Annotated in this window: 9 protein-coding genes; 2 read left to right on the top strand and 7 right to left on the bottom strand. The window is 67.2% G+C overall.

What is annotated here, in order from left to right:
- Window positions 1-31 precede the first annotated feature (31 nt).
- Window positions 32-730, bottom strand: a complete 699-nt coding sequence (gene pyrF / locus BM297_RS05930) for an orotidine-5'-phosphate decarboxylase (RefSeq protein WP_092429260.1) — start codon at window positions 728-730, stop codon at window positions 32-34.
- A 134-nt stretch (window positions 731-864) separates the two neighbouring features.
- Here pyrF and BM297_RS05935 point away from each other — a divergent pair, with 134 nt between their 5' ends.
- Window positions 865-1,044: a DUF2897 family protein gene (locus BM297_RS05935; RefSeq protein ID WP_092429304.1), complete on the top strand. Its 180-nt coding sequence runs from the start codon at window positions 865-867 to the stop codon at window positions 1,042-1,044.
- A gap of 14 nt (window positions 1,045-1,058) precedes the next feature.
- On the opposite strand, the gene BM297_RS05940 is transcribed toward BM297_RS05935, so the two are convergent.
- From BM297_RS05940 to BM297_RS05965, 6 genes are all read right to left on the bottom strand, one after another.
- Window positions 1,059-1,358 carry a hypothetical protein gene (locus BM297_RS05940; protein WP_139231022.1) on the bottom strand — a complete coding sequence of 100 codons (300 nt, stop codon included), beginning with the start codon at window positions 1,356-1,358 and terminating at the stop codon, window positions 1,059-1,061.
- A gap of 334 nt (window positions 1,359-1,692) precedes the next feature.
- On the bottom strand, window positions 1,693-2,505 hold the full coding sequence (locus BM297_RS05945) for an OmpA family protein (protein WP_092429264.1): 813 nt from the start codon (window positions 2,503-2,505) through the stop codon (window positions 1,693-1,695).
- Window positions 2,506-2,507: 2 nt separating this feature from the next.
- Complete coding sequence (locus BM297_RS05950; protein WP_092429266.1) at window positions 2,508-2,858, bottom strand: DUF4398 domain-containing protein; 351 nt, start codon at window positions 2,856-2,858, stop codon at window positions 2,508-2,510.
- Window positions 2,859-2,873: 15 nt separating this feature from the next.
- Window positions 2,874-3,692, bottom strand: coding sequence for a substrate-binding periplasmic protein (locus BM297_RS05955; protein WP_092429268.1), 819 nt, complete (start codon window positions 3,690-3,692; stop codon window positions 2,874-2,876).
- A 149-nt stretch (window positions 3,693-3,841) separates the two neighbouring features.
- On the bottom strand, window positions 3,842-4,771 hold the full coding sequence (locus BM297_RS05960) for an electron transfer flavoprotein subunit alpha/FixB family protein (RefSeq protein ID WP_092429270.1): 930 nt from the start codon (window positions 4,769-4,771) through the stop codon (window positions 3,842-3,844).
- Window positions 4,771-5,520: an electron transfer flavoprotein subunit beta/FixA family protein gene (locus BM297_RS05965; RefSeq protein ID WP_092429272.1), complete on the bottom strand. Its 750-nt coding sequence runs from the start codon at window positions 5,518-5,520 to the stop codon at window positions 4,771-4,773. The genes BM297_RS05960 and BM297_RS05965 overlap by 1 nt, the downstream gene beginning before the upstream one ends.
- Window positions 5,521-5,837: 317 nt before the next feature.
- Here BM297_RS05965 and BM297_RS05970 point away from each other — a divergent pair.
- Window positions 5,838-6,226: NAD(P)/FAD-dependent oxidoreductase (locus BM297_RS05970; protein WP_139231023.1), on the top strand; the 389-nt coding region annotated here is incomplete at its 3' end.

Raw genomic sequence — 6,226 nt, forward strand, 5'->3', positions numbered from 1 at the left:
CCCGTCGCCCGTCGCGCCGTGCCAGAAAAACTCAGCCGTGCAGCTCGGCCACCACCGCGGCCAGCGCGACGGCCGGATCGGCGGCCTGACTGATCGGCCGGCCGATCACCAGATAGTCGGAACCGGCCTGCAGCGCCTGACGCGGGGTGAGGATGCGGCGCTGGTCGTCCTGCGCGCTGCCGGCCGGGCGGATGCCCGGGGTCACCAGCTGCAGGGCCGGCTGCGCGGCCTTCAGCGCCGGCGCTTCCTGGGCCGAGCAGACCAGACCGTCCAGACCGGCCTGCTGCGCCAGGGAGGCCAGGCGCAGCACCTGCTCCTGCGGTTCCACATCCAGGCCGATCCCCGCCAGATCCTCGCGCTCCATGCTGGTCAGCACGGTCACGCCGATCAGCAGCGGCTTGGGTCCACTCAGCGCCTCCAGGGTCTCGCGGCAGGCCGCCATCATGCGCAGGCCGCCGGAACAGTGCACGTTGACCATCCACACACCCAGCTCGGCGGCAGCCTTGACCGCCATGGCCGTGGTGTTGGGGATGTCGTGGAATTTCAGGTCGAGGAACACCTCGAAGCCACGCTGCTGCAGGGTCTCGACCACGGCCGGTCCACAGCGGGTGAACAGCTCCTTGCCGACCTTGACCCGGCACTGCTGCGGGTCGAGTCGCTCGGCCAGGGCCAGCGCGGCTTCACGGGTGGGGAAATCCAGGGCGACGATGATCGGGGTCTGGCAGGACATGGGGCTCTCTCGGCAAGTCGAATCGCCGGGCATTGTAGCGCAAGCCCGTGCCGGCCGGAGCGCCGGGCGAACGGGCAAGACAGCCGCAGCGGTCGGCGCTATGGTGAGGACGACATCAACTGATGGAGAAGATCATGCCCTGGTACGCCTGGTTGTTTCTGGCCCTGGCCTTCGGCTCGGTGGTCGGCAGCCTGCTGCTGCTACGCGACAGCGCCGACAAGATGCCGCTCAGCGAGGAAGAGCTGGAACGCATGCACAAACGCAACGCGGAACTGGAGGCCAAGGCGCGTCGGGAGGACGGCGAGGACGAGTAGCCGCCGCGGCCAACTCAGCGACGGAACTGCAACTGCAGCTCGACGCCCTCCACCGAGTGCCAGGAGTCCTCGTCCGCAACCGGGCGCTCGCTGGTGATCAGCTTGCCGCCCAGCTCGAAGGAGTCGGGTTCGGTGGCCTTGTCGACGAACAACGGCGGCAACAGGGCGGGCGGTTCAAGGGCCTCGACCGGCACTTCGTCGGGCAGTTTGAAGCGCTCCAGCACCTCGCTGGGCAGGCTGAGGTCCAACGGCGCTACCGGCCGGCTCGCGGCGGCGGCACGCGCGGAGTCGGCCGGGCGCGGTGCGGACGGCACCTGCGAGGACTTCTGAGGCGGCGCAGGCTGACCCTGCGGCTCGGATTCGGGAACTGGCGGTTCGGGAGCCGGCTGCGGGGCAGGCGCGGGTGCGGCGGCCGGCACAGGAGGCGCGGGCTCGACAGGCGCCGGCAGCACCGCCTCCGCCGGCTCGCTGGCTGGCGCCTTCGGCTGCGGCGACTGGTCGGAGTCACAGGCGACTAGACCACACAACAGCAGCCCACCGAGAAATGCACGCATGACCATCATCGCCAGCCTCGCCAAAACGGATGCCGACAGCTGCGCCGTCGGCACTTACCGGTTGATGTTCGCCCGGCGCCCGGCCTTGCGCAGGTTACTCGCGCGGCGCTCCGAGCTGACCCAGGTCGTCGGAAAACACGATCTCGACCCGACGATTCTGCGCCCGACCGTGACTGGAGGCATTCGCCGCCAGCGGGAAGGCTTCGCCATAGCCCTGCACCTCGATCCGCTCGGCAGCGATACCCAGCTCGACCAGCACATCGGCCACCGCCTGTGCCCGGGCGCGCGATAGCAGCAGGTTTTCGGCGGTCTGGCCACGGTTGTCGGTGTAGCCCTCGATACGCACGATACGCTGCGGATTGAGCCGAAGGAACTGGTGGAGCTTGAGCACCGTGCGGTTGGCCGAGCTCTTCAGTTCTGCCCGGCCCGCATCGAACAGCACATCGCCCAGGGTCATCACCAGACCGCGCTCGGTCGAGGTGGTCGCCAGGCTGAGCATCTGCTCTTCCAGCCAGCGACTCTGCTGCTGCACGCTGAGCAGCTTGGCCTCGCGCAGCGCCAGCTGCAGGCGCTCGCGCTCCTTGCGCAGGCGAGTCAGCTGCTGCTGTTCCGCGGCCAGCACGCTGTGCTCGCGGGCAATCGCGCTGTATTGCCGGCTCAGGTAGGCGTAGTGCGCGACATCCTCCTCGCTGCCCCAATAGCTGGCCAGCCGCTCGGCGCGCGCCAGCAACTCGCCGGAACGCATCACATCCTTGGGCGCACTGGCCAGCGCCACCGAATCACTGGCGAGCAACTGGTGGCTGTGGCGCGCCTCTTCCAGCGCCTGCTGCGGATCCTCATGGGTCGCGCAACCGGTCAGCAGCACGGCGGCGGCGCAGAGCCCCCACCACGAACGCATCTTCGCCATGCTCACGGCTGAGCCTCCAGCTGGGCGCGCAGCTCGGCGATGCGCGCTTTCATCTCGTTGATATGCGCACGATGGCTGGCGGTCAGGCTCTGCGCCTCGACCAGCCGGGCGTCCAGCTCGGCCCGCTCGGCGAGCATGCGCGCCTGGCGATACTCCTCACGCTCGAAGGCCTGCCGCGCGCCGGCCAGGCCGGCTTCGGCACGGCCCAGCGCTTCCGGCTCGCCGGTCGCGCCCACGGCACGCGCCTGCTGCAGCGCCTGCTCGGTGAGCTGCAGCTGCGCGACGGGCGCCGGATCGCTGGCACAGCCGGCCAGCAGCAACAGTGCCAGCGCGGCACCAATACGTTGTGTCATCGAAAACATCCTGCTTCAGGGGCTCACCGTCGCCAGGGGCTGGGCTTTCCAGCGCTCCAGGTTGCGCTGCAGCAGGGTCTGCGGCAGGCCGGCGGTGCGAAATTCGGTCATTTTCCTGGCCAGCTTGCCGCGCAGCCAAGGATCGTTGCAGGCCGAGTTGTGCGACAGGGCAAGGAACAACGGCTCGCTGCTCAATGCCGGTTCGAGGGGCTGCAGATCGGCCTCCATGCCCAGCCGCTCGACCAGTGCGCCGCCAGCGTGGCGCTCGAGCAGCAGATAGTCGACCTTGCCCAGCCACAACTGCTGCAGGGCCTCGCCCGCCTGGTTGGTGCGCTTGAGCTTGAACTGCTCGGCAGCCTGCTGTGCCAGCGGCTCGGCGAAATTGCCGGCGGCGACCGCCAGTCCGCGGTGGCGGGCCAGATCGCCCAGCTGGGTGAATAGCGGGGCGCGGTCGCGGTGCGCCCAGACCTGCACCGGCACCTCGAGATAGGCCGGATGGATGAAGTCGAACTGCTCGAGGCGCGCCGGGGTCAGGTAGCTGCCGAGCAGCAGATCGACCCGCCCGTTCAGCGCGTCGGCCTCCGCGCTGGCGCGCTTGCCGGCGTAGATCACCTCGACCTTCACGCCCAGTTCCTTGCCCAGCGCCTTGAACAGGTCGGCGCTGGCGCCCACCAGCTGCTGCGGGTTCTGCGGATCACGCCAGAGATAGGGCGGCTGGTCCGGATTGCCGGTAGCGACCAGGCGCTCGCACTTGCCGGCAGCCAGTGCCTGGCTCGCGCCGGCCAGTACCAGCAGCGCCACAGCGAGGCGCGACAGGGTGCAACGGATGGTCATGAACACCTCGCAAGTCGGTTGCCGGCACAGCCGGTAAGCCCGCTAGTTTAAGGGACGCCGGGGATTTAAGGGACAGCTGCGCGCCCGCGGTTGTGCCGAGCATAAAAAACCCGCTCCGAAGAGCGGGTTCTCGACAGGAGCACGCCGGCTTACAGGGCCTTTTCCAGCTCCGGAACGATGTCGAACAGATCGCCCACCAGGCCGTAGTCGGCCACCTGGAAGATCGGCGCTTCCTCGTCCTTGTTGATCGCGACGATCACCTTGGAGTCCTTCATGCCGGCCAGGTGCTGGATGGCGCCGCTGATGCCCACGGCGATGTACAGCTGCGGAGCGACGATCTTGCCGGTCTGGCCGACCTGCATGTCGTTGGGCACGAAGCCGGCATCGACGGCAGCGCGCGAGGCGCCGACGGCTGCACCGAGCTTGTCGGCCAGCTTGTAGAGCAGTGCGAAGTTCTCGCCATTCTGCATGCCGCGACCACCGGAGACCACCACCTTGGCGGCGGTCAGCTCGGGACGCTCTGACTTGGCCAGCTCCTCGCCGACGAAGCTGGAGATGCCGGCATCGCTGCCCGCCGCCACTGCCTCGATGGTCGCAGCGCCGCCTTCGGCCGCCACCGGGTCGAAACCGGTGCTGCGCACGGTGATCACCTTGATCGCCGCCGAGGACTGCACGGTGGCGATGGCGTTGCCGGCGTAGATCGGCCGCTTGAAGGTGTCCGGGCTCTCCACCTTGATGATCTCGGAGATCTGGTCGACGTCCAGCAGTGCGGCGACGCGCGGCAGCACGTTCTTGCCGGTGGTGGTGGCGGCAGCCAGTACGTGGCTGTAGCCCTTGCCGAGCCCGGCGACCAGCGGAGCGACGTTCTCGGGCAACTGGTGGGCGAAGGCGGCACTGTCGGCGACCAGCACCTTGGCCACGCCAGCCACCTTGGCGGCAGCTTCGGCCACGGCGGCGCAACCGCTACCGGCGACCAGCACGTGGATGTCGCCACCGATCTGCTGAGCGGCGGCAACGGTGTTCAGGGTCGCAGCACCCAGCGCTGCATTGTTGTGCTCAGCGATAACCAGGATAGCCATCAGATCACCTTCGCTTCGTTCTTCAGTTTCTCGACCAGTTCGGCCACCGACTTGACCTTGATGCCGGCGCTGCGTGCGGCCGGAGCTTCGACCTTGAGGGTCTTCACGGTCGAGGCGGTGGACACGCCCAGCGCCTCGGGAGTGACCACATCGAGCGGCTTCTTCTTGGCCTTCATGATGTTGGGCAGGGAGGCGTAGCGCGGCTCGTTGAGGCGCAGGTCGGTGGTGACGATGGCGGGCAGCTTGAGGGCCACGGTCTGCAGGCCGCCGTCGATCTCGCGGGTGACGTTGACGCTGTCGCCGGCCACTTCAACCTTGGAGGCGAAGGTGCCCTGGGCGAAGCCGGTCAGCGCGGCGAGCATCTGGCCGGTCTGGTTGTTGTCGCTGTCGATGGCCTGCTTGCCGGTGATGATCAGCTGCGGCTGTTCCTTGTCGACCACGGCCTTGAGCAGCTTGGCCACGGCCAGCGAGTTCAGCTCGTCAGCGCATTCGACCAGGATGGCACGGTCGGCGCCGAGGGCCAGCGCGGTGCGCAGCTGTTCCTGGGCAGCGGTCGGGCCAACGGAGACGGCCACGATCTCGGTGGCGATGCCCTTCTCCTTCAGACGCACCGCTTCTTCCACGGCGATCTCGCAGAACGGGTTCATCGACATCTTGACGTTGGCCAGGTCGACGCCGGAATTGTCCGCCTTGACGCGAACCTTGACGTTGTAATCGACCACTCGTTTGACAGCTACCAGAATCTTCATGGATTCCTCGTGTTCTCCGGTGAATTGATATGGTATCGCCAAGGCGTACCAGGCCGGGCTGCCTGTCGGGTGGAACCGACGCTCAGCGCTACCGCGACCAGCAAAAACACAATATCTTGACGGCATCCCCCTGACCGGTCAATACGACAAAACTTCCACTGTGCGAGCGCCGCGCCTTAAAATGCGCGTCTTCAGTCAGCGTCAAACAAACGCTTGTACCGACCTTGCCGTACAGCGTAAATATATTGCGCTGCACAAAAACCGCCTTTGCGGATTCCAACAAGCAGATTGCCAGCCTTGAGTTAGGAGATTAGAGAGTGGAACGCGAATACATGGAATTCGACGTCGTCGTCGTCGGAGCGGGCCCTGCCGGTCTCTCCGCCGCCTGCCGACTGAAGCAGAAAGCCGCCGAGGCCGGCCAGGAGCTCAGCGTCTGCGTGGTGGAGAAAGGCTCCGAAGTCGGCGCGCACATCCTCTCCGGCGCCGTCTTCGAACCACGCGCACTCAACGAACTGTTTCCCGACTGGAAGGCCCTCGGTGCGCCGCTGCACACCCCGGTCAAGCGCGACGACATCTACCTGCTGAAGAGCGGCGACGCCGCCAGCAAGATCCCCGACTTCGCCGTGCCGAAAACCATGCACAACGAAGGCAACTACATCATCTCGCTGGGCAACCTGTGCCGCTGGCTGGCCCAGCAGGCCGAGAA

The sequence above is a fragment of the Geopseudomonas sagittaria genome (assembly GCF_900115715.1).
In the GTDB taxonomy this organism is placed as follows: domain Bacteria; phylum Pseudomonadota; class Gammaproteobacteria; order Pseudomonadales; family Pseudomonadaceae; genus Geopseudomonas; species Geopseudomonas sagittaria.

What these genes read in the sequence shown, in the direction of transcription:
- BM297_RS05935 (WP_092429304.1), top strand. Translation starts at nt 865, where the DNA reads ATGCCCTGGTACGCCTGGTTGTTTCTGGCCCTGGCCTTCGGCTCGGTG.
- BM297_RS05945 (WP_092429264.1), bottom strand. Translation starts at nt 2,505, where the DNA reads ATGGCGAAGATGCGTTCGTGGTGGGGGCTCTGCGCCGCCGCCGTGCTG.
- BM297_RS05950 (WP_092429266.1), bottom strand. Translation starts at nt 2,858, where the DNA reads ATGACACAACGTATTGGTGCCGCGCTGGCACTGTTGCTGCTGGCCGGC.
- BM297_RS05965 (WP_092429272.1), bottom strand. Translation starts at nt 5,520, where the DNA reads ATGAAGATTCTGGTAGCTGTCAAACGAGTGGTCGATTACAACGTCAAG.
- pyrF (WP_092429260.1), bottom strand. Translation starts at nt 730, where the DNA reads ATGTCCTGCCAGACCCCGATCATCGTCGCCCTGGATTTCCCCACCCGT.
- BM297_RS05960 (WP_092429270.1), bottom strand. Translation starts at nt 4,771, where the DNA reads ATGGCTATCCTGGTTATCGCTGAGCACAACAATGCAGCGCTGGGTGCT.
- BM297_RS05955 (WP_092429268.1), bottom strand. Translation starts at nt 3,692, where the DNA reads ATGACCATCCGTTGCACCCTGTCGCGCCTCGCTGTGGCGCTGCTGGTA.